Source organism: Paraburkholderia hospita, from assembly GCF_002902965.1.
Taxonomy (GTDB): domain Bacteria; phylum Pseudomonadota; class Gammaproteobacteria; order Burkholderiales; family Burkholderiaceae; genus Paraburkholderia; species Paraburkholderia hospita.
Genome location: NZ_CP026108.1, coordinates 894,629 through 921,413, shown reverse-complemented (window position 1 = coordinate 921,413; position 26,785 = coordinate 894,629). Strand labels below are relative to the sequence as shown.

The following is a 26,785-nucleotide window of genomic DNA, read 5'->3' as shown; positions in this document are numbered from 1 at the left end:
ACGCTCGCCAAATTCGCGCGGCGACTCAACGGTACCTACCGTTGGCTGGCCCAGTGAACAGAGCAGGTCCGGGCGAACATCAAACCCGTACGCCTATCGAAAGAGAGCACTCACACCAACGGAACAATTATCTAGCAATCGAGAGAGAGGTTCGTGCTCGCTCATAAGCGTGGTTACTGCGTAACGGGAGCGAAAAACCGCGAGCTCCGGACAGTGCTGGCGGTTCCGCGGACACGCTTCGGACCAGCCACCGTCCCGCCAGTCGATAAGAGTTTGCGTCCGATTTCCTTCGCTGCCTTCGGCTAGCGGCGATGGCTTGTCTTTTTCAAAATCAAATGAGCCGCCGTGCCCAGAACGATGCCCCAAAACGCCGCACCGAGGCCGAGAAAGCTCATGTTGGAAGCTGTTGCGATGAACGTGATGAACGACGCTTCGCGATGGGCTGCATCTTGCACCAGTCCGACTACGTTCGTCGCAATTGCACCGAGCAAAGCAAGTCCCGCGAGCACGGCAACGAAAGCATTAGGGAGGGCAGCAAAGAGCATGACGACCGTCCCGGCGAATGTGCCCCCAATGAGGTAGAAGAGTCCATTTGCGATACCTGCGACATAGCGGCGCTCCGGGTCACGATGCGCTTCCGGTCCGGTGCACAAGGCCGCGGTGATCGCTGCGATGACAATCGTTATGCCTCCGGTGAACGCGACCAGAATCGACGCCATGCTGGTCCCGACGAGCACCGGGCGACTCGGCGTCTGATATCCCGATACTCGCAGGATTGCGAACCCAGGCAGGAATTGACCGGTCAAGCTCACGATTACCAGCGGGACCGCCAGACTGACAGTTGACTGCCAGGTCCAGGTTGGCATGGTGAACACTGGGTGCGTCAGGTGAAAACTGACAGATTCGAGATGCGTCAAGCCCATTGCCATAGCGAGAACGCAGCCGACAGCTAGTACCAGAATCAGGCAGTAGCGCGCGGCCCATCGCCGGAAGACCAGGTAGCTCGCTAGCATCCCGAGAGCGAGCCAGGGATTGACGGCGATCGATTTGAATACGTTGGTGCCGAACTGAAAGAGAATGCCCGCCATCATTCCACAGGCAATCCCTTGCGGAATGCGCTTCACTATCCCGTCAAAGAATCCAGACATGCCAAGCGCAAAAATGCAGGCACCAGCGACAATATAGGCGCCTATTGCGTCGCTCACGGGTATGTCCGGAAACAGCGCAACAAGCAGCGCGGTCCCGGGGGCGGACCACGCCGTGATGATTGGCTGCTTCAGCCACCAGCTTAGTGCGATTCCAGAGACTGCGGCACCAATCGAAATCGACCAGACCCACGATGCGACGACGTCGTTGCCGACATGTGCCGCTCGCGCCGCCTGAAAGAATATTGCAAGCGGGCCGGCGTAGGAAATGATGACGGCAAGCAGTCCCGCGGTAACTGCCGATATCGACCATCTCTCTTTCGTGGCGGTGGGCACCGCAGTACTAATCGTGTCTCTCATGGATCCCGTTCGTAGCATCAGCGAATGGAGGACGGATGACGTGCCAGCGCGGTCACCTGCATCGCCATGTAGGGAAACAACGGCAGACCGGAAAGGATGGTATGCAGTTCGTCGTGCGAGTCGACGTCGAAGATGCTGTAGTTCGCATACTCGCCGACGATGCGATGCAATTGCTGCCACTTCCCTTGCCGCTGTAGCTCCTGCGAATATTCCTTCTCGCGAGCCTTGATTTGATCAGCCAGTGTGACGGGCATATCGTGCGGCAGGCGCACGTCCATTCTTACGAGGGATAGCACAATAATTCTCCGAAAATATAGGGTATCCGTTCCTCCTCATATAACCGGTAGATAAGCTCGAGCATTTCGTGAATGTCAGTCGACTCGTCAAGCATGCGCATGCTCATAATGATTGGTGACACAAGAGTCGGGTCATCCAGTTCCCGGTAGACCACATCGTCACGCTTGAGGCCATGCACGCTGCTGGGAACGACAGATATTCCTTCGCCGGCTGCGACTAGCCCTAGTGCGATCTGTAGTTCGCGAACTTCGTAGATTCTGGCAGGCTTGAGGGTGCGTTCCTGAAAAGCCGAAAGTACCTGGTCAGCGTAACTTGGGCGCGGCGCGTTCGGAAAGATAATCAACGTCTCATTGATCAGGTCTCGAAGTGCGAGTACCGGCTTTCCGACTGATAGGGGGTGGCCGACTGGAAGAGCAACAATCATTCTTTCTTCGCGCAGCACAACCCCTCGGATGTTTGCGTCTTCGTGCCGGATACGACCAAATCCGATGTCGATGCGACCGTCCTTTAGCGCGCTAATCTGGTCCATCGTCGTCATCTCATGGAGGCTTAGCTCGACGGTAGTATTCTCGTCGCGAAAACGCCGGATGATCTTCGGGAGCATTCCATATAAGGTCGAGCCTACAAATCCGAGTGAGAGACTGCGCTCAATGTTGCCAACGCGTCTCGTCATTGATTCGAGCTCTGCCGTCTGAGCTAGTAATTGCACCGCATGGGAATAGAAAAACCTGCCTGAGTTTGTCAGCTTCAACGGGCGAGAGTTGCGCTCAAATAGCTGCACTCCCAGCGTTTCTTCAAGCTGCTGAATCTGCCGGCTCAGTGGCGGTTGCGCGATGCACAGTCGCTCGGCTGCGCGCGTGAAATTGCGCTCTTCCGCAACTGCTACGAAGTAGCGCATGTGTCGCAGCTCCATTTCAATACCTCTTGGATATGGACTAATACTAATTCAGTGTTGGACTGGGTGTTCTTACGTCAATTATCGTGCCTTCGCGCTTTGTTTCAACACGCACTCATACCTTACGAGCATTCGGACGGGGGTAGAAACAAGGGTTAACCCGAAAGAAGCCAGAGAGATTGAGGAGCAGAGATGAGCGTTAAGGTATTCAATTCGAAGGAAGTGCAGGAGCTTTTGAAAGCCGCTGCAAACCTCGGCAACGATAATGGGAATGCTCGCACCAAGCAGATTACACATCGCTTGCTGAGCGACCTGTTCAAGGCGATCGACGACCTCGACATGACTCCCGACGAGATTTGGGCTGGCGTCACGTATTTCAACAAGCTTGGACAGGACGGGGAAGCGGCGCTACTCGCTGCTGGCTTGGGTCTTGAAAAGTATCTTGATATCCGCATGGATGCCGCGGACCGCGAAGCCGACATTCACGGTGGCACGCCGCGTACCATTGAAGGTCCTTTGTATGTCGCCGGCGCTCCGGTGCTGAAAGGCGTATCGAGGATTGACATCGATAGCGACGAAGACGCAGGCCCGCTTGTCATCCGTGGCATTGTCACCGGCCCGGACGACAAGCCCGTGGTAAATGCCGTCGTCGAATGCTGGCACGCAAACTCCAAGGGTTTCTATTCGCATTTTGATCCGACCGGCGCTCAAAGCGATTTCAATCTTCGTGGTGGGGTCAAGACGGACGCTGACGGTAAATATGAATTCCGTACCCTCATGCCCGTAGGTTATGGTTGTCCGCCGCATGGCGCCACGCAGCAGCTCCTGAACGCGCTCGCCCGTCATGGCAACCGGCCGGCTCATGTCCATTTCTTCGTCACATCGGAGAACAAACGAAAACTCACGACTCAGATCAATATCGAAGGCGATCCCTTGATTTGGGACGACTTCGCCTATGCAACTCGCGAGGAACTTGTTCCTCACGTGGTCGAGAAAACCGGGGGCATCGGTTTGGGGCTTAAAGCTGACGCCTATAAGGAAATTGTATTCAACATTGAGTTGACTGAGCTCGTCGAGGGCGAGGACAACCAGATTGTTCCTCGCCCGCGTGTATCGGTCACGGCATAGTCACCCGCCCAGCGGCCGTCTCTAACCGCTGGCGCCTACTTCATTCCGAAATATTCCACTCAATGCGTGTGCGCCGTGCGTTAATCACAGAAAGCACATAGGATAACTAATATGTCAGCCATTACCGATAAAGCGAGACAGACTGGATGAGCTGCTGCAGAGCGCCGTACAAGACGACCAGGAGAATGGTGTTTTCCGGTGCCGCCGTGACATCTTTACCAACCCCGACCTTTATAATCTCGAGATGAAGCACATCTTCGAGAGCAATTGGGTGTACCTCGCGCACGAAAGTCAGATTCCCAATAACAACGATTACTATACGACGTGGATCGGACGCCAGCCGGTGGTCGTCACGCGCGACAAGACGGGAGAGCTGCACGCCGTGATCAACGCGTGCGCACACAAAGGTGCAATGTTGTGCCGACGCAAGCACGGCAATCAAGGCACCTTCACCTGTCCGTTCCACGGCTGGAGCTTCGCCAACAGCGGGAAACTGCTGAAGGTGAAGGACGGGAAGACGACCCAGTATCCGATTCAATTCAACACGGATGGCTCGCATGACCTGCGAAAGGTAGCTCGCTTCGAAAGCTATCGTGGATTCCTGTTCGGCAGTCTGAACGCCGATTCGATTGCTCTGGAGGATTATCTCGGCGAGACGAAGGTCATCATCGACCAGATCGTCGACCAGGCTCCGAACGGCCTGGAAGTGTTGCGTGGCAATTCCTCGTACATCTACGACGGCAACTGGAAGATGCAAATGGAGAACGGATGCGACGGTTACCACGTCAGCACCCTGCACTGGAACTATGCTGCGACCATGGGCCGCCGCAAGGTCGAAGGCACCAAGGCGGTGGATGCGAACAGTTGGAGCAAGTCGGTAGCCGGCGTGTACGGCTTTGAACACGGCCACATCCTGCTGTGGACCAAGACGATGAACCCGGAAGTACGCCCAGTCTATCAGCATCGCGACGAAATCAAGGCACGCGTCGGTGAAGTGAAAGCGGATTTTATTGTCAATCAGACACGGAACCTGTGCCTCTATCCGAACGTGTTCCTGATGGACCAGTTCAGCACACAGATTCGCGTGGTCCGGCCAATCAGCGTCGACAAGACCGAAGTTAGTATCTTCTGCTTTGCGCCGAAGGGCGAAAGCGCGGCGGACCGTGCTATTCGTATTCGCCAATACGAAGACTTCTTCAACGTATCCGGTATGGGCACTAGCGACGACCTTGAAGAGTTCCGTGCATGTCAGGCTGGTTACGCCGGTACGACGACGATGTGGAACGACCTTTCGCGTGGTGCGCCGTTGTGGATTCGCGGGGCTGACGAGAACGCAAAAAGTATGGGCCTCAAACCACTCATCTCGGGTGAGCGCAGCGAGGACGAAGGGCTCTTCGTGGTCCAGCACGAATACTGGGTGCAGGCAATGCGGGCTGCTCTTCAGAAGGAACAAACGGAGGCACTGGCATGAGCTTCGACTATCAAAAAATCCGCGCAGCCCTTTACCGCGAAGCGAGGTTTCTCGATGACCGGCAATGGGACGAATGGCTTGCCTGCTATACCGAGGACGTCACCTACTGGATGCCGGCATGGGATGACGATGACAAGCTCACAGATGATCACCAGAGCCAGATTTCGCTGATGTATTACCCGGACCGTGGTGGACTGGAAGACCGTGTGTTCCGCATCAAGACGGAGCGCAGTGGGGCTTCGATGCCCGAGCCGCGTACCAGCCATAGCGTGACCAACGTGGAAGTGCTGGCTGAGCGTGAGAACGAAGTAGACGTTCGATACAACTTCAACACCTTTAGCCACCGATACAGGATTACCGATCAGTTTTTCGGCACGATCTATGTCACCTTCCGAAAGGTCGACGACCGCTTGCTTATTTCGAGCAAGAAGATTGTGCTGAAGAACGACTATATCCGCCAGGTGCTCGACGTGTACCACGTCTGATGTGATCGACCTGCAAGAGACAGTAAGTAGGAGGCAGTATGTCCAGCTACAACATTGCGCTGAACTTTGAAGACGGAGTAACGCGCTTCGTCGAATGCAAGGCGGGCGAGAAGGTGCTCGATGCGGCGTTTCGCGCCAAGATTAATTTGCCGATGGACTGCTCCGACGGAGTATGTGGCACCTGCAAGTGCCGCGCCGAGAGCGGCAGCTATGATCTGGGCGACGACTACATTGAAGATGCGCTGACTGACGACGAAAAGGGAAGTGGGTTCGTCCTGACCTGTCAGATGGTGCCCGAGAGCGACTGTGTCATCGCGGTGCCTGCTTCGTCGACGGCGTGCAAGACCGAGCAGAGCAAGTTCGCCGCGAAGATAACGAAAGTCGAGCAGCACAACGACGCCGCCGTCGTGCTCGAACTGGACGTGGTTGCTGGTTCCCCCATGTTCCTGGCTGGCCAGTACGTCAACATCGATGTTCCCGGCAGCGGCCAGCATCGCTCGTACTCGTTCTCGTCGGCGCCCGGCGAGTCGAAGATCAGCTTCCTGATCAAGAAGATTCCGGGTGGCGTGATGAGCACGTGGCTCGAATCGGCACAACCCGGCAACGAGGTGGCGCTGACCGGACCGCTGGGAAGCTTTTATCTGCGCACGGTGGAGCGGCCGCTGCTGTTCCTCGCTGGTGGTACTGGGCTGGCGCCATTCCTGTCGATGCTTGAAGTGCTGGCGCGCGCAAATTCGCAGCAGAAAGTTCACCTCATTTACGGCGTGACCCGGGATCTCGACCTCGTGCAGGTCGAAACGATTGAGGCTTACACGGGAAAGTTGCCGAATTTCACATACAGCACGGTCGTCGCAGACGCCAACTCGAATCATCCGCGCAAGGGCTGGGTCACGCAACACATGCCGGCCGAAACGCTGAACGATGGTGAAGTCGACGTGTATCTGTGTGGTCCACCGCCGATGGTCGACGCGGTGCGCAAGCATTTCGAACGATACCGGAGTGAAGCCGGTCAGTATCCGTTACGAGAAGTTCACCCCCAACGTGGCACCGAGAACCGTATGAACAACCATCGTTTTGCAGGCAAAGTCATGGTGATTACCGGCGCCGCGCAAGGCATCTGTCGCAGTGTGGCACTTCGTGCCGCTGCTGAGGGAGCCAGAGTGGTGCTTGTCGACCGCGCAGACTTCGTCTGTGAAGTTGCTGAGGAGGCGAAAGGAGCGGAAGCGGCAGGGTTCGTGGCTGACCTCGAGACATACGAAGGAGCGGCGTCTGCGATGGCGTTCGCCTCGCGCACGTTTGGCGGCATCGATATCCTGGTTAACGGCGTAGGCGGTGCAATTCGTATGCGCCCGTTCGGCGAGTTCGAACCAGCGCAGATTGATGCCGAAATCCGCCGCTCCCTAATGCCGACGCTGTATGCATGCCATGCCGTACTTCCGCACTTGCTCAGGCGCGGAGGTGGAACTATTGTCAACGTCTCATCGAATGCCACGCGCGGGATCCGTCGGGTGCCGTATTCTGCAGCTAAGGGCGGTGTGAATGCGCTGACGCAGTCACTGGCGATGGAGTATGCGGAACACGGCATCCGCGTAGTGGCAGCCGCGCCGGGCGGGACGGAGGCGCCGCCGCGACGTGTCCCACGCAATGCCGCTGGCGACAACGAAAAGGAGAAGGTCTGGATGAGTGAAGCAGTAAAGCAGGTGACCGAATCTGCCTTCTTCAAGCGTTACGGCACAGTCGACGAACAGGTCGCTCCCATTTTATTCCTCGCATCCGATGAAGCAAGCTACATCACTGGCGCGGTCCTGCCGGTCGCAGGTGGTGATAACGGCTGACGTATTAATATTCACATATAGGAGACCCATTCTGTGAACGAACGAAAAGCCATTGTCCCTGAGGGAATGGAGGCAGTGTACGAGAAGATTCGCTACGCACCTGCGCTCAAGGCTGGCAACACCATTTATGTGTCCGGCCAGATTGGTCGCGACGCCGACATGCAACTCGTCGAAGGCCGTGAAGCCCAGACAGTGCAGGCGTTCGAGAATCTCAAGCTTGTACTGTCGGCAGCAGGTGCATCGATGAACGACGTGGTTGAGATAACCTCTTTTCATACGGACATGCGTGACTTGCCGCTGTTTATGCAGGTGCGCGACCGATATCTAACAGCGCATCCGCTACCGGCCTGGACGGCCGTCGGCGCGCATATGTTGGGCGGCACACCGGGCTATATCGTTGAGATCAAGGCGGTGGCGGTATTGCCTGAGTAGCCCGCGCTGCCGCGTCCCCTAAATAAGGAGCGGCAGCATCAGATACCAGTCCGTATGCAATCCGCGACTGCGTCTAATCAGTTGCCTCGTGCGAGGGGTCTAGCGTTGCCCGACGCGCGCGCCATCCGGGCGATCCGCTCACAGGTTGGCGGTGCACACCCATGCGTGTTGCTGAATGAGTCTGCTCCAGTCGTCATGTCGGCGCAATGCGATCGCGCGTGATGCGATCGCGATATTTCGGTCGGTTTGCACAGGCAGGAAGCGCCGCCATAGGAAGTGTTAGACAGTAACGCAACGGCTGCGACGAATCATGGTTATAGGGAAAATTCGCGCGCGTACTAACGTCAACGTTCCACAGCACTGCAACGCGGCCTTCGAGTTGCGGCTTTAGGTCTATCAACTAACTTCCCGTAGCGCCGCGCCTGTGGACATGGTCTAAGAATTAGTGGCGCTTTACCAATCAGAACAGTCGGATCGATTCAGGGGTAAACGCGTATAAGGATGCATAGAACCGCTGCCGTAATTTGAAGGGCGACGGCGCAAATTCCTACGGTAAGACTCGTCGCGTCAATACCAACCAAAGCGCGCTAAACGCTGACAGTGCAGGAAAATGCGGTCAGCACCAGCGATTTGAATAAAATTAGCCCCGTCGAAGCCTCACGTCTGGTGCGAATATTCTCCACGCGGTCGCGTCGTAAATAAGAAAGGATACGAAGTGCAGAAATTCGTCTTCACAATCAGGCTCAAGTTAATGCTTGCGTTTGGCATTTGGACAACACTGATGCTCGTCATCGGAGCAGGGGCGACAACCGCTCTGTTCCGCCTGGAGGCGAGCGCGCCTCAGTCATACCGATTCTCTCTGATCGGCCTGATTGGAGTGGCGTTAGCAGGTTGCGCTGTCGCGATCTACTGCGGCGCGCATCTGCACCGAATCGTATGCGTCGGGCTTAACCGCATGGGTGGAAAATTCGAGGAAATCGCAACAACTCTCGATCTGTCAAAGCGATCGTCAAGTCCCCGAATGGACGAATTTGGTCGCGCGGCCGTCGCATTCGATAAGTTAATGCGTCGCGTAGAGGAGACTATGTCCGCAGTACATGTGTCGGCCGAATCCGTCACTATCTCGACGCGAGAAATCGCAACGGGCAATCTGGACCTATCTTCACGGACTGAACAACAAGCGGCCTCATTGGAGGAGACCGCGGCGAGTATGACGCAGCTGACCGAGACGGTGAAGCAAAACGCGGATAATGCCCGCCAGGCGAGTGCACTGGCTGTAGACGCCACTGAAATCGCTGGGTCGGGTGGTGATATCGTAGAAGCGATGGTTGCGACCATTGAGCGAATCAACGGTAGCTCGAATAAAATTTCCGAAATTACTGGCGTGATTGAAGGGATTGCATTCCAGACAAACATTCTTGCGCTTAATGCGGCTGTCGAAGCTGCTCGCGCCGGTGAACAAGGGCGGGGTTTCGCGGTCGTAGCTAGTGAGGTCCGAAGTCTGGCTCAACGATCTGCGTCTGCGGCAAAAGAAATCAAGGAGCTTATTGCGTCATCCGTCGCCACGATTCAGGACGGGTCGCAACAGGCGATCGAAGTAAGCACCGCGATGGGTGGCATCCGAGATGCGATTAGGCGTGTTTCGGAAATCGTCGGCGAAATTGCTGGTGCGTCGGAAGAGCAGAGTCATGGCATCGTTCAGGTCAACCAGGCTGTCAATCAGATGGATCATATGACTCAACAGAATGCTGCACTCGTCGAGCAGGCGGCGGCGACAGCTCAGTCGCTTGAGGAACAGGCGGCCAAACTAAAGGTTGCTGTTGCAGCGTTCAAGCTTTCCAATACAACGCATGTTGTAGCGGATGTAATCAAGAGCTAGCTCTCAGCCAACGACCAGATCCAGTTCTCAGGTCTTCGTGATCTTCGAGGCGATCAGAATCCACCGGGTGTCGTCTAGCACGAATGCCACGTGACTGAAACACATCACAGCATCGATAACGTGGCTGGCGAAGAACGTGCTTCTGACGGCTCTGCTACGCACCTGTTTTCATATGTGTGCGCCGTTATGCAGAATCGTCACGAAGTGTTAGGCAGTAACAGTTCGTGAATCTAGTCAGTAAGCAATCTAATTCATAAGTAACATAACATCTGGATCAGTCAGCACCTCGGGAGCAGTGAAATCCCATAACATTCCGTGGAAGGAGGGCATTTGTTGAGCGGTCGTCATCGTTCGGTCGCGCGATACTCAATCCATGCCGCGGCATTGGTGCTTGTTGTGTCCTTGCTAACATTGGCGAAATCCGTGAAGCCAGCGGTGACCACCGTCTCCGGTCAGCAGTCCCGGGACGACGTTATACGGGCGGTCTCTAGTGGCCCAGATCACGTCGCTGTTGAGTCGTTTCGATTTTCCGTTGCATGCACATCTCCTGCCGCATCAGTGACGCCGTCTGCAACGTTGGAGGGGCCACTAGAGTCGGTAGCGGTGGCGCCACGGGTGGGATGCTTTGCGCCGGCGGTCCAATCTTTCTTCCGGCTGCCTGACCGGACCGCCGCTCCCTCCGATCTCTCGAGAGCAGCAAGTGGTGTCCGCTGGTCCCCATTCGCCGCGCCTGATACGAATATTCGCGCACCTGCAGCCACCGAACCCTCGGACAGTATCGATCTGCCGGATACTGCTGGATGCAGCACATCTCATCCTTGTGATATGGCTCCGCCAACCGGCAATGAAACGCAGAGGGCGCTCGAGATATCGGAAAGCGAATTGCACCCGACTCTTCCGGTCTCGAAAGGAAACCCGGGCCAGGACGTTCATCTATCACCTTGGTTCGCGTTGTGGATAGTCTTGTGGCTGGCATTGGTCGGCTTGTTCAGCTTGGGCATTTGGGTTTTCTACAAGCGACGCCTCGCACCTGAGGCTCGGCTCGTCCGCGCAGCTGAGGCTGGCTTGAGAAGAGGGGAGTTTCGCCTGGAGTATCAACCGGTGATGAGCCTGCACGACGGTAAATGCGTCGGCGTTGAGGCGATGCTCCGATGGACGAATGCAGAGCATGGCCTCAAGGGACCTGCCTACTACATGCGGATCCTTGAGAAAACTCGATTGATCGCGCGGCTTACCCGCTTCGTGCTGTCTACAGTGGCGCGGGAGCTCGCAGAGCCGACGGCAGACAGTGCGCTTTACATCGGCGTAAATGTTTACTCGGATCATGTCGAAAGCCGAGGCTTCGCGTCGGATGTCACCCGCTCTGCAAAGGCGATCCTTCCCCGACTGGTGCTAAACATGTCACAGCACCGTGGCGCGGCGCCGACGATCGACGTTCAGGGAACAGTCGCCGCGCTAAGAGCAAGGCGCGTGCGGTTTGCGCTTACCGATATTGACGACGCTCCGCCGGATCCGTTATTGCTTGAATTTTTTGGGTTCGAGCAGGTTAAATTCGACCGGCGCATCATGACGCTCGACGAGGAAGAGCGTCGGCAGCGCCTGAATGCATTGGTCCGCGCGGTTCGTCCTTCGGGAGCGACGGTAATTGCCGAGGGCGTTGAAAGTGTGAAACATCATGAGGCGGCCAGTCAGTCGGGCGTGGACCTGGCTCAGGGCTATTTTTACGCGCGAACGATGCCCCTTAGCCTTCTGTTAACTTTTTTGGCGGCTGGCGGGCAGTCGCTGCGGATGAGAAAGAAAAAACGCTGGAAGTTGCGCTAACGCTGAGAAGGCGGCACTCCGAACGGAAGGGATCGCGTGAAGCGCTCGTTATGCGCGTTGTCTGCACAACAGGGCTGCCAACGCGGTTCTCAGCCCATCACTCATGTTCGTGTCCGCCGACCGCTGCGGAATCGCCTCGATTACTGCTTGGCGTCACGGCCGTGAAGTCGAGACTGGGACGCTTCGTCGCCGCGATATGCGCGTAGTCGAACAGTTGTTGCCTGTCGCGCCAGGTGTCGAGCCGAACTGGCTGGGCCGCGCCGATCAGCAGGGAGATCGACGTTTCTTTTCCGCCGCGCTCGCCAAGTGTCACGTCCAGCAGCGTCAGCGACGCGGCGGTTGCGCGGGTCATGACGCGCCGGTACGCGGCCGCCGGCACATGTGCTTTCCGCCACGGCTGATGGGCTGGCATCAGCACGAGTTCGGTCAGATCGAGTGTGTGCCGTCGAGTATGCCGACGCGGCGGCGCAATGCCCGTTTCAGAGCGACGGATTGAGCGGTTCGCATTCAGTTGTGGTCCTTTTCCCTGGCGCTTGGAGCGAGGGTAGCGCGACGGAGCGCGTCAGACCCACTCACGCGGCACGAGAAAGTCGCTGTATAGGCGCGCTTCCGGTGTACCCGGCTCGGGCTGCCAGTCGTAGCGCCATTTCACGACAGGCGGCATCGACATCAGGATCGATTCCGTACGTCCCCCGCTTTGCAGCCCGAACAGTGTGCCACGGTCGAACACGAGGTTGAATTCGACGTAACGGCCGCGCCGGTACGCCTGGAAGTCGCGCTCGGGTTGGCCGTACGGCATGTCGCGGCGTTTCTCGATGATGGGCAGATACGCATTCAGGAACGCGTCGCCAACGCTCTTGACCATCGCGAACGATTTGTCGAAGCCGGGCTCCGAGAAATCGTCGAAGAAAATCCCGCCGATGCCGCGCGGCTCATTGCGATGCTTCAGGAAGAAGTAGTCGTCGCACCAGCGCTTGAAGCGCGGGTAGAGGTCGTCGCCGTACGGTTGCAGCGCGTCGCGGCAGACCCGGTGGAAATGCCACGCGTCTTCCTCGAACCCGTAGTAGGGCGTCAGATCCATGCCGCCGCCGAACCAGAACACGGGCGCTTCGCCCGCTTTCGTCGCGACCAGGAGGCGCACGTTCATGTGAACGGTCGGACAGTACGGGTTGCGCGGATGCAACACGAGCGACACGCCCATCGCTTCGAAGCCGCGCCCTGCCAGTTGCGGACGCAGCGCGCTCGCCGAGCCGGGCAGCGCGTCGCCTTGTACGTCCGAGAAGCCAATGCCCGCGCGTTCGAAGAACGCACCATCTTCCAGAATGCGCGTGCAGCCGCCGCCGCGCAGGTTCTCGTCGGGCGCGCGGTGCCAACTGTCGGTGGCGAGCGGCGTGCCGTCAAACCCACCCAGCGCGTCGGCGATCCTTGTCTGAAAGTCTTGCAGCCAGGTGCGGACAGTCTGGATGTCGTGAGCGTCGTGAATCGAATCGGTCATGATATGTGGGGCGCGGCAAGTGCTGAATGCCAGCGCGGTCGAGACTTAAGGAGAGGGATTGACGTTATGTGTGCGTGTGCGGTTCGCGGCAAAAAAGTCTGCCGGCTGACCCAAGTGTAGCCTTGGGCGGGCAGGGGCGCATAGGCTCCCAAGGGCAGTACCAGCAGACCTACGGCCGCCTTCTCCAACTACCAACAATATGCATTCGAAGTATTCTCACGGTGCCCCGGATACTGGCGGGCGGGCGCTAAAGTGATTGGGATGCAGCGCGCGCCCCTCTTTTGGTCAGTAGAACCGGTGCGCCTTGCAAGCCAGAAACCGACGTCTATCGTCCCGTGTGCCAGTCCTCGAACGCCTCAAAATGCTTCAGATTCGGCTCATGGATCCGCTCGCAAGCAGCACGCAAGGATCGGTTCGCGGCGTCAGAATCGTTACCTGGCGCTTCGCGCGCGTGACGCTGATGCGGAGCGACTGACGGGCCAGCTCATCAATGTTTTCTCGTAAATTGAGGCGCACAATTCTGTCGCCATTGAAGGGCGGCAGTCCCCTACGGCTCACCGGCCATCCTTCGAAGATGATCACTTCGTCGAACTGCTTTCCCTTTGCCTTGTCCATGTTCATTACGATGATACCCGACTCGGATTTCGCGTCAGTTGAGAAATGCTGTCGAATGAAGGCCTCCCTCGCGATATCGAGGGCGTTACAGTATCCGCCATTGTTCCTCCAGTCTTGCGAAAGGGTCTGATGCAACTGGGTGCCATGCTGGAGTAGGCTAATACCCCTTACGTCTTCGGCCACTTCACGCAGGCGCTTACACGCGCCTCCCTCTAGCACGCGTCTGATCGCACGCCAGTCAGCGTCAGGGTCACCCGTCAGTTTCAACGAACGAACCTGGTCATACACTGCCAGAACGTTAACGATGATGCTGTTCTTGCGAATCATCTTGCCGCTAGCCTGCGCGACAAACAGTTCCTCATATCCCTTGCGTAAGCGTGCGGCTTCATTGAGGGATTCGTGTCGCGGCTCGTCACCTCCTTTACCGAGGTAATAGTGGCTAAGTAGATCGACAAACCGTGCAAAGTGACGGGGACTTGAAGCAGGCTGCATCAGTAGCGCGATGACGTCTGCCGCAAGAATGGCGGCTTCCATCTCGACTACCGCGGTGTGCGAGATCTCGGGCATCCCAGCCGCAGGCAGACGCAGAGCATCTGAGACAAGCTGCGTCATCTTGTTTGTGGGAACCAGAATTGCCAGTGACCATTCCGTGGTTCCTCGGTTTACAAGGCGCTGCCGCGCGGCGAAGGTAGCCGCTACGAGCATTGCGATAGCCGGAGCCATGTACGGCTCGAAATACCGGACCGTGACGCCTTCGTAGATTTTCTGGCAGATTCTCCCGGTCAGGAGGTCGTCACCATACGTACCGATTTCCGTACCACTGCTGCGATGATTATCGGACAGCAGGTCGACATTAACTGGATTAAAGACTTTCCGGAATTGATCAAGGCGGCCCGAACCCGCGCCGATCCAGTCGTAGATTCGCTGCGCGGGATCGCCAAGTGCTATGAGTCGGGAATGCCGGCCGAGCGCCCGTACTACCCGCCATTGGGCACTGTTTGTGTCCTGGAATTCAGCAAGGATGACGACAGGGTACATGTCGGCTACGAGGCGAGACACGCGTTCGCTCCCACACAGGATGTCACCGGCATACGTTGCAAACAGATCAAAGCAGACGCGTCCTTCGTCTATTGCCAGACGTGCGCGCTCTCGCTCTTCAGCGAGGCGCTTCGCCTCTATTTGTCCATCTGTCAGCTTTCTTCCCGGAAACCGCGCACGGATGTCTGCGAGCGCAATGGCTTCTGCAGGTGGAGTGAGAACACCGATTCGTCTTGGTAGGCCGATGAGATGCCCGTGAGTCTTCAGAATACGCCAGAAGAATGAAGGGTACGTCTCGAAGTCGAGGCGACGCTTCTCTTCCATAGCCATCTTCTGTTGGCGTTCGATGGCCTCTTCAACGCGCACGAGAGATGCCCGCGAAAAACTGACAAACAGGATCTTCTGTCCTGCCGCCAGTTCGCTCCCGGCGACCTTTGCGGCTTTCAGGATCGAAACAGTTGTCTTGCCTGATCCTGGACCGCCAACCACCAGCAGATGGCCGTCGGCACGCATGACATCCCGTTGGCCTTTAGTAAGATGCATTAACGTTCGCCTCGAGAATCTCGCCCGCTTTTTCTTCGTGCATCAGGAGAAGTTCAACCTGAGCTTTAATTTTCGCCTCGTTATCGACGGTACCGGGAATGACCTTATGAGAGCACGTATATTACGCAGTGCATTTTGGACGTGCACCGCATGATACGGCGGTGCACGACTTGAAACGGTAGCGAGGCGTGACGGTCGCGATGGGAGAGCGCCCGCCGGTATGCGCTTCTGATGCGGTCCGGCCAGTCGGTCTGCAGATATCGGGGCTACTTGGTGTATTCGTTACGCCGTAACGAATTTCTTGCGGAGATCTCTATTGTGTCTTTTTTGCAGCGACCAGATAGTGGAAACTGCCTGAAGCAAAGTGCTTCCGGGGCTGCTATCCACTACTTGAAGAAGTCATTGCTTTCGATGTGCTGAGCGACGTACTTGAGTTTGAAGCGCGGATGCGCGCCGCAGCCCTTGCACGGTGGAAATCTCTTCCCATACACGCAAGTGACGTCATGCGCCTGCGTGTGTTGATTGTCGTGCGTGACGGTGTAGATTCCTGAATGAGGCACTGTATCACCTGGTTTGAAGATGTCCCCGATTTTTGCCATATATGTTTCCTTCTAAAAGCGGTGTACTTATTCGCAGATTGTGGCCATCAATGAAGGTTATAAAAAGATGGTGTATTCCTTCCAAGGAATACGATCCGCGTCTATTGACGCAAGGAATCGAACCAGATCATTTCGACCCTGATACTCGAATCTACCGCGGGAGTCTTGTGCCGCAAGCACAAGCGGCAGTCTTGGAAAGAGTGGCTGGAAAGCTTTCCGAGCCTCGGTCGCGCTCATTGCCGTCTGAAGAGCGGACGCCTTAACGATCACAATGGCGAATGTGATCCCCTGTTCCTTGATGACCGCCCCGTTTATTTTCATTTGATCCCTCGATTTACTTTTGAATCGAAACGGCGAGCAAAGTCTGCGTCGTAGGGAGTTCTTTTTTAACTGGCGTAAACCCTTGGCGTGGAATCGGCATGATCGTTACTGCGTAACGCTTTTCCTTCTTCTTCCCCACCCGTCATGTTCGCGTTTCTTAAAAGGTCTTGCATGGCGGTTCGTTATCAACATCCGCGGCGACCTGAGGCAGCTTCAGCGAGCTTAACAAGCCGGGGATAAAAGGCGGTTGTTGACAGCGAAGCATCAATATCGCGATTTTTTCGAAGGATTTGAAGGTGTGCCTATACGGAAGAATTGACCGTGTCGGCCCATGACCTTCTCGACCCGCGTACTGCGCTTCAAAATGAAAGACAAGCATGCCGCGCTCTTGCGCGAGCTTGCACGCGAGGTGAACTTTGTGTGGAATTTCGTCAACGAACTTTCGCTGAAGGTCAAACCGTCGGCCATTGCTGACATTGGCCGAATGCTGGGCAAAGGCTGCTATAGGTTGCTCGTGGGTCGTATGGCCCGTGGCGAACAACGCCGCCTGTCTGCGATCATTCGAGTTGGTCCCAGTCGCCCGTCGTGCACGGGCAACATTTGCCCGCAATAAGATATCTGCGAGAACACGTCTCCCCGTCTGATTCAAACAAAAATCGTGCTAGAGTCGCAAAATAGGGCTCCCAAGGCCGCATCACGGGAGGTCGATCTACATCATTTCCGGGTTATTGCAATCAGTTGCAATACGCAACAAAAGCTGGCGCAAAAGAACAATGAGACGCTGCAACTCAACGACCAAATCCGGACGTCGCTGCCTCAATCAGCCGTTGGCAGAAAGCGACTTCTGTAGGATCCATCATTCTGATTTATCGGCAAGCGGGGCAATCGCCGTTGGCGCGGGCGCCGCTTTGCTTGGGAACACCATCGCTCCCGGGGTGGGTGGCTTGTTGTTGGGCGGAATCGCAGCGCACTTCGCCCGGACCCTACTCAAGAGGGAAAACGTGGCAAAGACGCGCATATTCGTGAGTTTCGACTTTGACAACGATCGGGTGCTAAAAGACTTTGTTCTTGGACAGGCTAAGCTGCAGGACTCTCCGTTCGAGGTCATCGACCACTCTTTAAGGGAGGCAGCTCCTGAGCACGACTGGGAAAATAAGGCGCGTGCGGCAATTAGCCGGGCCGACATCGTCGTTGTTATGGTTGGACCCAAGACGCACAAAGCGCAAGGCGTTCTCAAGGAAGTGGCGATGGCGCGTGTAGCGGGCGTCAAGATTGTGCAGGTCATCGGCTATAAGGACGGTGACTACACCGCGGTTCCGAATGCCGGTCGGCTGTACGCATGGAACTGGGAAAACCTCAAGAAGCTGTTGGGTTAAAAGATCGAACGGATTGCATCCGCGTGGCTACGTGGCTGTGCAGCACGTTGGTCACTATTGTGCCGATCGGCTCACAACATTCAGTGCCGCGAAAATGGCTTCGGACTGCGTGACCGACAGCATCATACACATGCGAATTGGATATTTTCCTAACTTCCCCGCTGGTTGTCATAAAGAGAGGCTTGAGGGGCAGGTTGGGGGCGCAATTTTTCAGGCGGCAAATGTTACACTTGCTTTCGAGTCGGAACGCGGAAACATGTCTAATTTTCGCGGTGAGCGGAGTGTCGACCACGGCGCAAAGAAAAGCAACGAATAGGGGAACATGTGCATCGAGAACAAATAAAGCTAGTGGAGGCCCTTTCGAAAGAGCTCGAAGAAGGAAACCTCGCAATATTCGCTGGTGCGGGATTTTCCCGCGGGGCAGGATACGTCGATTGGAAAACTTTGCTAAAGCCGATTGCAGACGACCTCGATCTTGATGTGGAAAAAGAATGGGATCTTGTCACATTGGCGCAGTACCACACAAACGTCAACCACGCGAATCGAGCAAAGCTCAACCAGCTTCTGGTGACGGAATTCTCTACGGATCTCGCGCCGACGGAGAATCATCGCATTCTTGCTAGGCTTCCGATTTATACGTTCTGGACAACAAATTACGACAAGCTTATCGAATCGTCTCTTGAGTCGAACGGAAAAATTCCTGACGTTAAGTACACGGTCAAGCAGCTGGCGACGACGCGTCGCCACCGAGACGCCATTGTCTACAAGATGCACGGTGACGCCGACCACGCATCGGAAGCTGTGCTGATTCGCGATGATTACGAGCGCTACCACCTTGCAATGCAGCCGTTCATTACTGCATTGAGCGGCGACTTAGTATCAAAGACCTTCCTGTTCTTGGGGTTCAGTTTTACCGACCCGAATCTTGAATACATCCTCAGCCGTGTCCGAATCCAGTATGGAAAGGACCAGCGACAGCATCATTGCATTCTGCGGCGCGTAAGCCAAAATGAGGGTGAAAGCAAGGCTGATTTCGAGTATAGGCAGCGGAAAGAGAAGCTGTTCGAAGGAGAACTGTTGCGCGTTGGTATTCGAACCACCTACGTTGACGAGTACGCTGATATAACGACTATCCTGAAAGCTGTTGAGGACAAGCACAAACGGCGAACGATTTTTATCTCGGGAGCCGCACACGATTACTCGCCGTGGACCCAGCCCGAGGCTGAGAAGTTTGTGTACAACCTGAGTCGCGAAATCAGCAATGCCGACTTCCGGGTCATCTCGGGGTTTGGTCTCGGTGTCGGCAGCGCGGTCATCACGGGCGTCCTTGAGCAGACCATCATGAACGGAGGGCGCCTCGACAGCGAGCGGTTGGTTCTACGACCGTTTCCCCAGACTCAGTCTGGAACTCGGCCGCTCCGAGAACTGTGGCGAGAGTATCGCCATAGGATGATTGACCATGCGGGCATCGCTATCTTCCTATTTGGAAACAAATTGCAAGACGATACCGTTGTCGAGTCGAACGGAATGCGCGAGGAATTCGACATTGCTCGCGAGCAAGGTGTCTTCGTTATCCCTGTCGGTATTACCGGCTCGATAACCCTAAGGATTTGGGAAGAGGTGCTGGCAGCTTTTGATCCAACCAAGCACCAAAACGGCGCTCAAATACTGCCGCTCTTGCAGGCTCTTGGCGACGACAAGACAGATTTCGACGCCGCCACGGGAATTGTGTTGAAACTTCTAAGTATCGTCTAGGGACAAAAAATGGCAAGAAAAGTCTTCTTCAGCTTCAAGTATGACGATGTCCAGCGCGCCATGAATGTGCGCAATAGTAATGTCATCACGGGTGCAATCAAGTCGGGGTTCATCGATAAGGCGGACTTTGAAGAGGTCGAGCGCAAGGGTGACAGTGCCATCAAAGCATGGATTGACAAGCAGCTCGACGGAACGACAGTCACGGTGGTGCTGGTCGGCGCGAATACGAACAAGAGTCGATGGGTCACGTACGAGATTGACCAGAGTATCGCTCGGGGAAATGGAATCCTGACCATCGATGTCAGCAAGATCAAGGATCTGAACGGGAACACCACTGAGTGCTGCAGTCTGCGAGTCAAGGGGTACAACCACTACCTGTGGAACAACGGCAACGGTAGGGATTACCTCGGTAAGTGGGTGGAGGACGCAGCTGTAGCCGCAGGCAAATAGTCGGCAGTTGTGCTCGGGTCGCCGGTTTCCGCGGCTCGCGCCAACTATGGTCGGTCAGATTGTGGCTTGGGAGCGTGAGTTCGCTGATGCAGGAAGCTACCGCTCGGCTGCTCGACGCCGGCAGCGTCAGCAATCTGCCACCTTGCCGACGTAGAACCCAGCCCTCCCCAACGTCGGCAATGGCCGACAAGTACGCCTATAGGGTGTTAGGCACTTTTTGTAGAACCTGGTATCCTGGAGGAATGACAAGAGAAAGACGCAAACCATATCCAACCGATGTGTCAGACGAAGAATGGTGCTTCGTTGCACCGTATCTGACGTTGATGGAAAAAGATGCGCCGCAAAGAAAGTACGAGCTTCGCGAGATGTTTAACGCGCTGCGCTGGATTGTGCGCGCTGGCGCGCCGTGGCGTCTGCTGCCCAACAACTTTCCACCCTGGGAACTGGTCTACCAGCAAACCCAGCGCTGGCTTCGCGCGGGCTGCTTTGAGGACATCGTCAGTGACATGAGGTCGATCATTCGTGTGGCGCAAGGGCGTCAGGGACAACCCAGCGCGGTCATCCTCGATGGGCGCACGTTGCAGTCCACCTGTGAGAGCGGGCCGCGCGCGGGTTACGACGGCTACAAACGCAAACGCGGCAGCAAGGTTCATATTGCGGTGGATACCCTGGGACAGTTGCTGGCGGTGCATGTGACGCCGGCCAATGAACAGGAGCGTGCGCAGGTGGCCGAACTTGCACGTCAGGTGCAGCAGGTCACGGGAGAAACCGTCAAGGTGGCGTTTGCGGATCAGGGCTATACCGGTGAAGAGCCTGCACAGGCAGCACGTGATCAAGGCATTGAGCTGCAGGTGGTCAAGCTGGACGAAGCAAAAAAAGGCTTTGTGCTGTTGCCCCGTCGATGGGTGGTCGAGCGCAGTTTCGGCTGGCTCAACCGCTTCCGCCGTCTTGCACGGGATTACGAACGTCTGCCCGAAACGCTTGCCGGACTTCATTTTGTAGTCTTCGCCATGCTTATGCTTGTGCATGTGGTTCCAGCCCTTCAAAGTACCTAACACCCTCTAGAGTATCCCGCACGTTTTGGAGAAGACCAGCCGTTCGAGTGGCCGCTGTACGGCTTGGGTGAGTGGCAGATTGTGGCAAGTGCACGTGGGCTTGCTGTAAAGCTGCCTGAAATCTCCAACCGTAGCTTTTGGGGCGCCTTCTGTGAATGAGTGCGGTCGGACAACTCCAGCCGTTCGTCTTTGCGGCATGTACACCACTCCAAGCCGTCACGACCTTATCCAGTTCCTGCAGGAAAAGGATTCGGCCTTGCCTGTATAAGTCAATAAAAGCGCGGGATGCTGCCTGTTAGTTTCCCTTCAACGTGGACATCCCGATAACGGATCGCATAGATGTACATGGCAAGCACCTGCGGCATTCGTGATCGATGTGATCACCGGACTTTTGCTTCCAGCGAAGTATCCATTGCGCTAGAAACTGCGTGTACTCTCCGACTGCTCTTCCGTGACGGGCTCGTCTATTCGCGCCACGATGTGCTCCGGTCCCAATGATTGTCCACAGGAAAGGCACGCAGGTGTGGCATCCGCGAACAGCGGATCAAGTCCTTCGTATTCTCCCACATGAGAAAGACCGCAGAGGAAATTGAAATGCCACTGTGGCATTACTGTGTTATCCCTGCTTTCCACAATAAAGCCGCGGTGACCGCACGGACACAGCAGGGTGAAAATCTTGCGCCTTTTCATGGACAGCCTCCCTTCCTTCCGCCGAGAGCCACCTGGTCAGCGGTTTTTTCTATCGTGCGTAGAAGACGCCGGTCGTTCCCGCCAAATCCGATCGTACCCATGCGGTTCAAAGTCCGCCAATACAACTCTTGGTCGGCACACGAACGAATGCTCTTCCCACGCACGTCGTATAACTGCAGTCTAACGGGATCGTATAGATCCGTGAGATCATGGTAGGCCGCCGACCCAAAGAAAACCATTGTACGAACGGTTCAGTGCAATCTTACGTGGGCATACAGCGCTCATACTTTTGGATACCTCGGTGCAGCTTTCGCAGCAGATAGCGGGCTCCTATCCGCGAGGCGACCTGACGCTCAAGCGCCCGCTATGCACGTCGATCCCATGCGCGTCGCAATCGCGCTGAGAGGGACGCAGCGCGGCATTCTCACACGTGAGGATTCGTATCGCGGGCGCGCAAACCATCCTGAACGTACGGACGCAGGAATCCCCGTCGACCGTGCGATCTCGAAAGTCTGTTAGACCGTGTCTGATGCGAACCTGCGCGGTGTACGCAGCGACCTCGAACGACGCGCGGGAATCGACAGTTTTGTGCAGTGCGGTATGGGTCGTGAACATTGTCGGTGCCGTCTCGGGCTTTTCGATCCTCACGATCTGCTCAGCACGGGAGACGAAAACTTCCAGAGCGACGACATGTCTAGGGTGCGGTTCAATCAGGCTTACTGTAACTGACATCATGCACGTACTAACGCATTCGCTTTGCAGCTTAACGCCACGAATTGCCGTGGTAGATTCGAGAGGGCCATTGCACGACTACGCATCGGAGGGCCGCTCCCGGTTGTTGTTTGCATTCGGTTGTACGGAAGTTGACGTTCGCCGCCGCGAGAAGACACCGAAGCCTGCGACCGGCGAGATTGAACGGTCGGTCGGCACCGACCTGGGCCTGAAGGGGATCGGAATCCAGAATTAACGGGGTCGGGAAAATCCTCGCGATGTAATTGTCCTTATCGCTGAGGTATCGCGAACTGAAAGCTTCTTTTTTACAAACGCCAGGAATCGCGTAAGGCCCCTGGAGAGCTTTTAGCAAGCGTCCGCCTGTCTTGCCCCGTAGGTTGCTTGGCTTACGGTGTATCGATCTCCGGCGTTTGAGGAAAGTTGACGAATGAGGCCTTTGCACGAGAAGCCTTGTATGCTGAGGTACTGCTTGGCAGACTTCACCGCCTGCTGGTTCCAATCAACGTTGAGGCTGTCCACCGCTACCGTAGCATCGGCAACCGTGTAACCATCGCCTGCCTCCGATGAGAGTTGCCGAATAAGTCCGTTCCGTGAGAACCCTTGCATACTGAGATACTGCTTTGCTGATCTAACGGCGTTATTCTGAGGCCCTGTCAGGTCCCCGGCCCATGTGGGTGCAGAAACAAACAAAACGGCAGTCATGGCAACCTTAAAAAAATCCATTGAAGTATCTCCGGAACCTATGCGGTGCGTCTGGCGCCCGCGAAGCCCTTGCCTCACGGTACACGAGCGATGCGCCCTGCAATGAGAAGAGTATTGTGTGCGAGGCGAGGCGAGCTTACCTTAACTTAGAGGTCGATGCCTAAGTAGGCGGTACTCTCAAACCGTCCAGACTATCGGCGATGAATATGCGGTGCGTCGCAAACAGTCCAAGGTCTTGGAATAAGAGAATGGGCCTGTCCGGAATGGCGCGTATCACCATCGCGACATCAATGCGGCAGTCAACATTCTCGCGGCGGGACGTCGCCGTCTTGCAGAAGCAATCCTCGTCCTTTCCGCGCACAGCGCGGCAGCCGAAGGCTGAGCGCGGGGAGGGCGTCAAGGCAGTTACCAGCGAACGTTATGCTCGTTCGAGAGGGGCAACGCCTTGCCCCGGCCGCAATGGTCGCGCCCGGTCGCGTTTGCTTCGCCTGTCGTTGATTGCGGCACTGCCTCGCCCGACCCTAGCCGTGCATCCACCATTCTTGTCTATTCACCGGTACCACATTTGACGGAGATGGCCTGAACATCAAAGATGGCCTGGCCCAACAGTCATTTCATGGCCCTACAGTCGGCCTCAGCGACCAGATACTATAGCCGACCCATCAAGGAAAAGAAGGCTTGGACAAGATGCCGCGCGCAAACGCTCATATCTCCGCAAAGGTCTATTCGACAAAAGTATGCTCATCGCCGAATCGAGCGGATCGGCGGATTCGAGGGCGTGCGCTGAAGATTCTGTCGATGCTCGGATTTCTCGCGGGTTGCATTCGGGTATGGTTGACCTGAGCGGGACCGGCTCACGATTGCTTCCAATTCGCAATGGTTTTCGCCCATTCGCGAATGCCTGTCGCTCCGTATTCCGGCAAGTCCGAAACACCGATGCACCACCTTTCCCGTGGATTTTCTGTAGTTTTTCCGAAGTCTGCTGTTCCCCATGGGAATCCCTTGCGCATAAGCCTCGCATTGATTCCATCGTACCGACTGACCCGATTCGCGCTCCATTGCAAATGCCGAATGTATCCAGAATACTTCTGTTCTATGATGGAACAACCGAAGCAAAGTCCGCTTTGTTTCGATGTGTCTCGCTTTCTTTAGCGCTTGCGGCCGTTGTCGATGTCGTCACGGTTGTCGATTGCATCGGCACGGCAGCCGTGGCTGGGGGTATCATGAACGAACTCCTGGTATTGCAAATGGAAGCAAACGCGCGGTCTGACTTGAAAGACGCAATCGACGAGCTCAATACGAATGGAATTTTTGCGCGTGGCCACGTTGTATTTGGCCACGCTGCAGATGCAATCCCTCAGCTGCTCGAACGATTGAGCGCCGACATGATCGTCGTCGGTCACCGTGTGAAAACCGGCTTCGCGAGATGGTACGGCGGTCGCCCGCTTCACATTGACCTGTTGGACAGGTTAAAGGGGGCAACGATCGTTACCGTCACTGCGGGCTGATGAGCGAGATCATCCGCATCAGTGGGGCCTCCAGCGGCTTTGGCCGCTCCGCGTGACGCCGCCAGGCCTGGTGGCGTTTGAGTTTGCCTGCTACTGAGGCTGGTATCACTAAGCAATAGGGCTGTAGTCTATGATGTATAAAAACCGTCCTACCATCCTGACCGGGGACCGGACCACGGGGCCGCTCCATCTCGGCCACTATGTCGGGTCGTTGCGTGCAAGGGTTCAGTTGCAGCATGAAGCACGGCAGTTCCTGCTTCTCGCAGATACACAGGCGTTGACCGACAACGTCGGCCGACACCAGAAAGTAACCGAGAATGTGATTGAAGTAGCACTCGATTATCTTGCCGTCGGAATCGACCCGACGAAGTCCACCATTCTCATCCAGTCACAGGTACCAGAATTGGCGGAGCTCTCTCAGTATCTCCTCAACCTCGTAACCGTCGCGCGTCTTGAACGTAACCCCACGATCAAGGAGGAAATTCGACTACGGGGTTTCGAGAGAGACATTCCGGCCGGCTTCCTGACGTATCCGGTAAGTCAGGCTGCGGATATAACAGCGTTCAAGGCAACGCACGTACCTGTGGGCGATGACCAGTTACCTATGATCGAGCAGACGAACGAGTTGGTGCGCCGCTTTAACAACACAGTTGACCGATCTGTACTGGTCGAGTGCGAAGCTGTGCTCTCGCAGGTTGCTCGATTGCCCGGCGTCGATGGCAAAGCCAAGATGAGCAAATCGCTAGGTAACTCGATTACTCTGGGGGCCACTGAGGACGAGATTGCGAAGGCGGTCAGCGACATGTATACCGACCCGAATCACCTGCGGATCAGCGATCCTGGTAGGGTAGAGGGTAATGTCGTGTTCGCGTTCCTCGATGCATTTGAGCCCTACGTACAGAAAGTTGACGAGCTCAAATCGCACTATCGTCGTGGCGGTCTGGGCGATAGTGCGGTAAAACGGGTCCTAAACGAGCGCCTACAGTCACTTATCGAACCCATTCGGGTGCGCCGTCGCGAGCTTCAGGAAGACCGGGGCGAGGTGCTCGCAATCTTGCGCCGCGGTACGATGTGTGCGCGAGAGGTGGCCGCAGAAACGCTGTCGGAGGTCAAAGGCGCGCTGGGGCTGAGCTACTTCTAGGGTCAAGCGGCCGCTTTCGACTATTTGTCGATTGCCCGCGATTGTCGCAAGTCGCACAAGGCATTGGGAAAGCATTGACCAACTTCACGCGCGGCGTGGCCGCGAGCGCGCGAAGTTGCACGCATAGCGTCGCAGGGCTTAACGCTTACGCGATATTAACCGCCCGTTAGGGGAGGGCGCTTCATACTTACAAGCTCTATAAGCTCATGCCGATCATCTGCAGATGAGACGGCAACAGTCAACCATTTCCCGTCGGGGTATGGGTGGGCATCGTCGTAGAGTTTCACCAACTTCGGGCTCCAGGAATAGCGGCGCTCATCAAATTTTTCCCGCTCTGCTCGTCCCAGGACCACAAGAACGGACAACATCCTGTATTCAGGAAGCAACGTGCAGAAGGCTTTGGTCTTCTTGTAGCGCAGTGACCAACCGCGTTTCTTGCCGCCATAGAGCCAGTCTGGCGTGAAAACACTGGGGTACGATTCCTCGATCCAGCTCTGCAGGTCGGCCCAATGCTTGAACGCCTTCGCCCCCATCCAGTTGCGTAGAGTTTGCTCATCGGGCGGCGCCGATTTATCGGTGATCCTATCTCCAATATCGGGAGACTCTTTCATGTTGCTTCCTCTTCCTCTTCCTCTGCGTAGGCGGAACGCTTTCGTCGGTCGGCGTGCTCTTCTCGCCAACGATCTTACATGAGCTTCTTGCAAGTGATTTAAATGCTTCTGAAGGTTTATTCATATCCTCTGGAGACTGCAATGGCAATACCCCAGATTCACAGATCTTCGCTGGAGCCAGATCCGACGCGCTAATCAGGCCTGCAATGGCTCCATCGTCTGCAGGGAAACTAACCTTCGGCGTTGTGAATTCAACTCGTGACGTTTCGTTACTGCGTAACGAATATGGTGACATTCAGTGACGCTGACCTACCAAAGTTCTATACCGCGAAACGGTATGTGTTGCGTATGTAGATCAGACACCTGTGACAAGGTAACAGTTAAGTGGTGTCCGGTGGACGCAGTT

General features: G+C 56.1%; 22 protein-coding genes and 2 pseudogenes. 15 read left to right on the top strand and 9 right to left on the bottom strand.

The genetic code is table 11. The features are described 5' to 3' along the window. Positions 1 to 302: 302 nt before the first annotated feature. From C2L64_RS48555 to C2L64_RS48545, 3 genes are read right to left on the bottom strand one after another with little or no spacing between them, the layout of a single operon-like run. Complete coding sequence (locus C2L64_RS48555; RefSeq protein WP_103154299.1) at positions 303 to 1,505, bottom strand: benzoate/H(+) symporter BenE family transporter; 1,203 nt, start codon at positions 1,503 to 1,505, stop codon at positions 303 to 305. Between the two features lie 17 nt (positions 1,506 to 1,522). Next, the gene (catC, locus tag C2L64_RS48550; protein ID WP_103154298.1) at positions 1,523 to 1,801 is read right to left on the bottom strand and encodes a muconolactone Delta-isomerase; all 279 of its coding nucleotides are present in this window, start codon (positions 1,799 to 1,801) and stop codon (positions 1,523 to 1,525) included. Continuing rightward, entirely contained in the window at positions 1,786 to 2,715 is a 930-nt protein-coding gene (locus C2L64_RS48545; RefSeq protein WP_103154297.1) for a LysR family transcriptional regulator, read from the bottom strand. Before C2L64_RS48545 ends, catC begins: the two co-directional genes overlap by 16 nt. Positions 2,716 to 2,889: 174 nt before the next feature. On the opposite strand from C2L64_RS48545, the gene catA reads away from it, so the two are divergent. From catA to C2L64_RS48505, 8 genes and pseudogenes are all read left to right on the top strand, one after another. Further along, a complete protein-coding gene (gene catA, locus C2L64_RS48540) occupies positions 2,890 to 3,825 on the top strand; it encodes a catechol 1,2-dioxygenase (protein WP_103154296.1) in 936 nt (311 codons plus the stop codon). Between the two features lie 111 nt (positions 3,826 to 3,936). Further along, positions 3,937 to 5,296 (top strand): annotated as a pseudogene (locus C2L64_RS48535) (Rieske 2Fe-2S domain-containing protein). Further along, a complete protein-coding gene (gene benB / locus C2L64_RS48530; protein WP_103154294.1) occupies positions 5,293 to 5,781 on the top strand; it encodes a benzoate 1,2-dioxygenase small subunit in 489 nt (162 codons plus the stop codon). The pseudogene C2L64_RS48535 and the gene benB overlap by 4 nt, the downstream one beginning before the upstream one ends. 38 nt (positions 5,782 to 5,819) lie before the next feature. Further along, positions 5,820 to 6,843: pseudogene (benC, locus tag C2L64_RS54685) on the top strand (benzoate 1,2-dioxygenase electron transfer component BenC). Continuing rightward, positions 6,840 to 7,616, top strand: coding sequence for a benzoate diol dehydrogenase BenD (gene benD / locus C2L64_RS54680; protein ID WP_103154293.1), 777 nt, complete (start codon positions 6,840 to 6,842; stop codon positions 7,614 to 7,616). Before benC ends, benD begins: the two are co-directional and overlap by 4 nt. Before the next feature lie 33 nt (positions 7,617 to 7,649). After that, the gene (locus tag C2L64_RS48515) at positions 7,650 to 8,048 is read left to right on the top strand and encodes a RidA family protein (RefSeq protein WP_103154292.1); all 399 of its coding nucleotides are present in this window, start codon (positions 7,650 to 7,652) and stop codon (positions 8,046 to 8,048) included. Between the two features lie 715 nt (positions 8,049 to 8,763). Continuing rightward, positions 8,764 to 9,927 carry a methyl-accepting chemotaxis protein gene (locus C2L64_RS48510; RefSeq protein ID WP_244212284.1) on the top strand — a complete coding sequence of 388 codons (1,164 nt, stop codon included), beginning with the start codon at positions 8,764 to 8,766 and terminating at the stop codon, positions 9,925 to 9,927. A gap of 963 nt (positions 9,928 to 10,890) precedes the next feature. Next, entirely contained in the window at positions 10,891 to 11,748 is an 858-nt protein-coding gene (locus C2L64_RS48505; RefSeq protein ID WP_158660649.1) for an EAL domain-containing protein, read from the top strand. 97 nt (positions 11,749 to 11,845) lie between these two features. On the opposite strand, the gene C2L64_RS48500 is transcribed toward C2L64_RS48505, so the two are convergent. The 4 genes from C2L64_RS48500 to C2L64_RS48485 form a co-directional block, all read right to left on the bottom strand. Beyond that, the gene (locus C2L64_RS48500; protein WP_244212283.1) at positions 11,846 to 12,100 is read right to left on the bottom strand and encodes a nucleotidyl transferase family protein; all 255 of its coding nucleotides are present in this window, start codon (positions 12,098 to 12,100) and stop codon (positions 11,846 to 11,848) included. Between the two features lie 210 nt (positions 12,101 to 12,310). Beyond that, entirely contained in the window at positions 12,311 to 13,243 is a 933-nt protein-coding gene (gene hemF / locus C2L64_RS48495) for an oxygen-dependent coproporphyrinogen oxidase (RefSeq protein ID WP_103154290.1), read from the bottom strand. Positions 13,244 to 13,609: 366 nt separating this feature from the next. Continuing rightward, positions 13,610 to 15,439 carry a UvrD-helicase domain-containing protein gene (locus C2L64_RS48490; RefSeq protein WP_103154289.1) on the bottom strand — a complete coding sequence of 610 codons (1,830 nt, stop codon included), beginning with the start codon at positions 15,437 to 15,439 and terminating at the stop codon, positions 13,610 to 13,612. A 386-nt stretch (positions 15,440 to 15,825) separates the two neighbouring features. Then, positions 15,826 to 16,038 (bottom strand): hypothetical protein, encoded by a 213-nt coding sequence (locus C2L64_RS48485; RefSeq protein ID WP_103154288.1) that lies wholly within the window; start codon positions 16,036 to 16,038, stop codon positions 15,826 to 15,828. 652 nt (positions 16,039 to 16,690) lie between these two features. Here C2L64_RS48485 and C2L64_RS54675 point away from each other — a divergent pair. The 5 genes from C2L64_RS54675 (at position 16,691) to C2L64_RS48455 (ending at position 20,995) form a co-directional block, all read left to right on the top strand. Next, positions 16,691 to 16,972, top strand: coding sequence for a hypothetical protein (locus C2L64_RS54675; RefSeq protein WP_086909509.1), 282 nt, complete (start codon positions 16,691 to 16,693; stop codon positions 16,970 to 16,972). 160 nt (positions 16,973 to 17,132) lie between these two features. Continuing rightward, positions 17,133 to 17,735, top strand: coding sequence for a TIR domain-containing protein (locus tag C2L64_RS48470; protein WP_158660648.1), 603 nt, complete (start codon positions 17,133 to 17,135; stop codon positions 17,733 to 17,735). A gap of 324 nt (positions 17,736 to 18,059) precedes the next feature. Next, positions 18,060 to 19,490: an SIR2 family protein gene (locus C2L64_RS48465; protein WP_103154285.1), complete on the top strand. Its 1,431-nt coding sequence runs from the start codon at positions 18,060 to 18,062 to the stop codon at positions 19,488 to 19,490. Between the two features lie 9 nt (positions 19,491 to 19,499). After that, positions 19,500 to 19,940 (top strand): TIR domain-containing protein, encoded by a 441-nt coding sequence (locus tag C2L64_RS48460; protein ID WP_103154284.1) that lies wholly within the window; start codon positions 19,500 to 19,502, stop codon positions 19,938 to 19,940. Between the two features lie 242 nt (positions 19,941 to 20,182). Further along, positions 20,183 to 20,995, top strand: coding sequence for an IS5 family transposase (locus C2L64_RS48455; protein WP_103154283.1), 813 nt, complete (start codon positions 20,183 to 20,185; stop codon positions 20,993 to 20,995). Between the two features lie 1,767 nt (positions 20,996 to 22,762). On the opposite strand, the gene C2L64_RS48440 is transcribed toward C2L64_RS48455, so the two are convergent. Then, positions 22,763 to 23,140, bottom strand: a complete 378-nt coding sequence (locus C2L64_RS48440) for an Ltp family lipoprotein (protein ID WP_103154280.1) — start codon at positions 23,138 to 23,140, stop codon at positions 22,763 to 22,765. A 716-nt stretch (positions 23,141 to 23,856) separates the two neighbouring features. Here C2L64_RS48440 and C2L64_RS55485 point away from each other — a divergent pair. Beyond that, complete coding sequence (locus C2L64_RS55485) at positions 23,857 to 24,627, top strand: universal stress protein (RefSeq protein ID WP_244212282.1); 771 nt, start codon at positions 23,857 to 23,859, stop codon at positions 24,625 to 24,627. Between the two features lie 130 nt (positions 24,628 to 24,757). Continuing rightward, complete coding sequence (gene trpS / locus C2L64_RS48425; RefSeq protein ID WP_103154279.1) at positions 24,758 to 25,768, top strand: tryptophan--tRNA ligase; 1,011 nt, start codon at positions 24,758 to 24,760, stop codon at positions 25,766 to 25,768. A 155-nt stretch (positions 25,769 to 25,923) separates the two neighbouring features. Here trpS and C2L64_RS48420 read toward each other — a convergent pair whose 3' ends face one another. Next, entirely contained in the window at positions 25,924 to 26,379 is a 456-nt protein-coding gene (locus tag C2L64_RS48420) for a DUF3788 domain-containing protein (protein WP_103154278.1), read from the bottom strand. Positions 26,380 to 26,785 lie beyond the last annotated feature (406 nt).

What these genes read in the sequence shown, in the direction of transcription:
- C2L64_RS48555 (WP_103154299.1), bottom strand. Translation starts at nt 1,505, where the DNA reads ATGAGAGACACGATTAGTACTGCGGTGCCCACCGCCACGAAAGAGAGA.
- C2L64_RS48545 (WP_103154297.1), bottom strand. Translation starts at nt 2,715, where the DNA reads ATGGAGCTGCGACACATGCGCTACTTCGTAGCAGTTGCGGAAGAGCGC.
- catA (WP_103154296.1), top strand. Translation starts at nt 2,890, where the DNA reads ATGAGCGTTAAGGTATTCAATTCGAAGGAAGTGCAGGAGCTTTTGAAA.
- benB (WP_103154294.1), top strand. Translation starts at nt 5,293, where the DNA reads ATGAGCTTCGACTATCAAAAAATCCGCGCAGCCCTTTACCGCGAAGCG.
- benD (WP_103154293.1), top strand. Translation starts at nt 6,840, where the DNA reads ATGAACAACCATCGTTTTGCAGGCAAAGTCATGGTGATTACCGGCGCC.
- C2L64_RS48500 (WP_244212283.1), bottom strand. Translation starts at nt 12,100, where the DNA reads ATGACCCGCGCAACCGCCGCGTCGCTGACGCTGCTGGACGTGACACTT.
- hemF (WP_103154290.1), bottom strand. Translation starts at nt 13,243, where the DNA reads ATGACCGATTCGATTCACGACGCTCACGACATCCAGACTGTCCGCACC.
- C2L64_RS48490 (WP_103154289.1), bottom strand. Translation starts at nt 15,439, where the DNA reads ATGCATCTTACTAAAGGCCAACGGGATGTCATGCGTGCCGACGGCCAT.
- C2L64_RS48485 (WP_103154288.1), bottom strand. Translation starts at nt 16,038, where the DNA reads ATGGCAAAAATCGGGGACATCTTCAAACCAGGTGATACAGTGCCTCAT.
- C2L64_RS54675 (WP_086909509.1), top strand. Translation starts at nt 16,691, where the DNA reads ATGACCTTCTCGACCCGCGTACTGCGCTTCAAAATGAAAGACAAGCAT.
- C2L64_RS48470 (WP_158660648.1), top strand. Translation starts at nt 17,133, where the DNA reads ATGAGACGCTGCAACTCAACGACCAAATCCGGACGTCGCTGCCTCAAT.
- C2L64_RS48460 (WP_103154284.1), top strand. Translation starts at nt 19,500, where the DNA reads ATGGCAAGAAAAGTCTTCTTCAGCTTCAAGTATGACGATGTCCAGCGC.
- C2L64_RS48455 (WP_103154283.1), top strand. Translation starts at nt 20,183, where the DNA reads ATGACAAGAGAAAGACGCAAACCATATCCAACCGATGTGTCAGACGAA.
- C2L64_RS48440 (WP_103154280.1), bottom strand. Translation starts at nt 23,140, where the DNA reads ATGGATTTTTTTAAGGTTGCCATGACTGCCGTTTTGTTTGTTTCTGCA.
- C2L64_RS55485 (WP_244212282.1), top strand. Translation starts at nt 23,857, where the DNA reads ATGCTCATCGCCGAATCGAGCGGATCGGCGGATTCGAGGGCGTGCGCT.
- trpS (WP_103154279.1), top strand. Translation starts at nt 24,758, where the DNA reads ATGATGTATAAAAACCGTCCTACCATCCTGACCGGGGACCGGACCACG.
- C2L64_RS48420 (WP_103154278.1), bottom strand. Translation starts at nt 26,379, where the DNA reads ATGAAAGAGTCTCCCGATATTGGAGATAGGATCACCGATAAATCGGCG.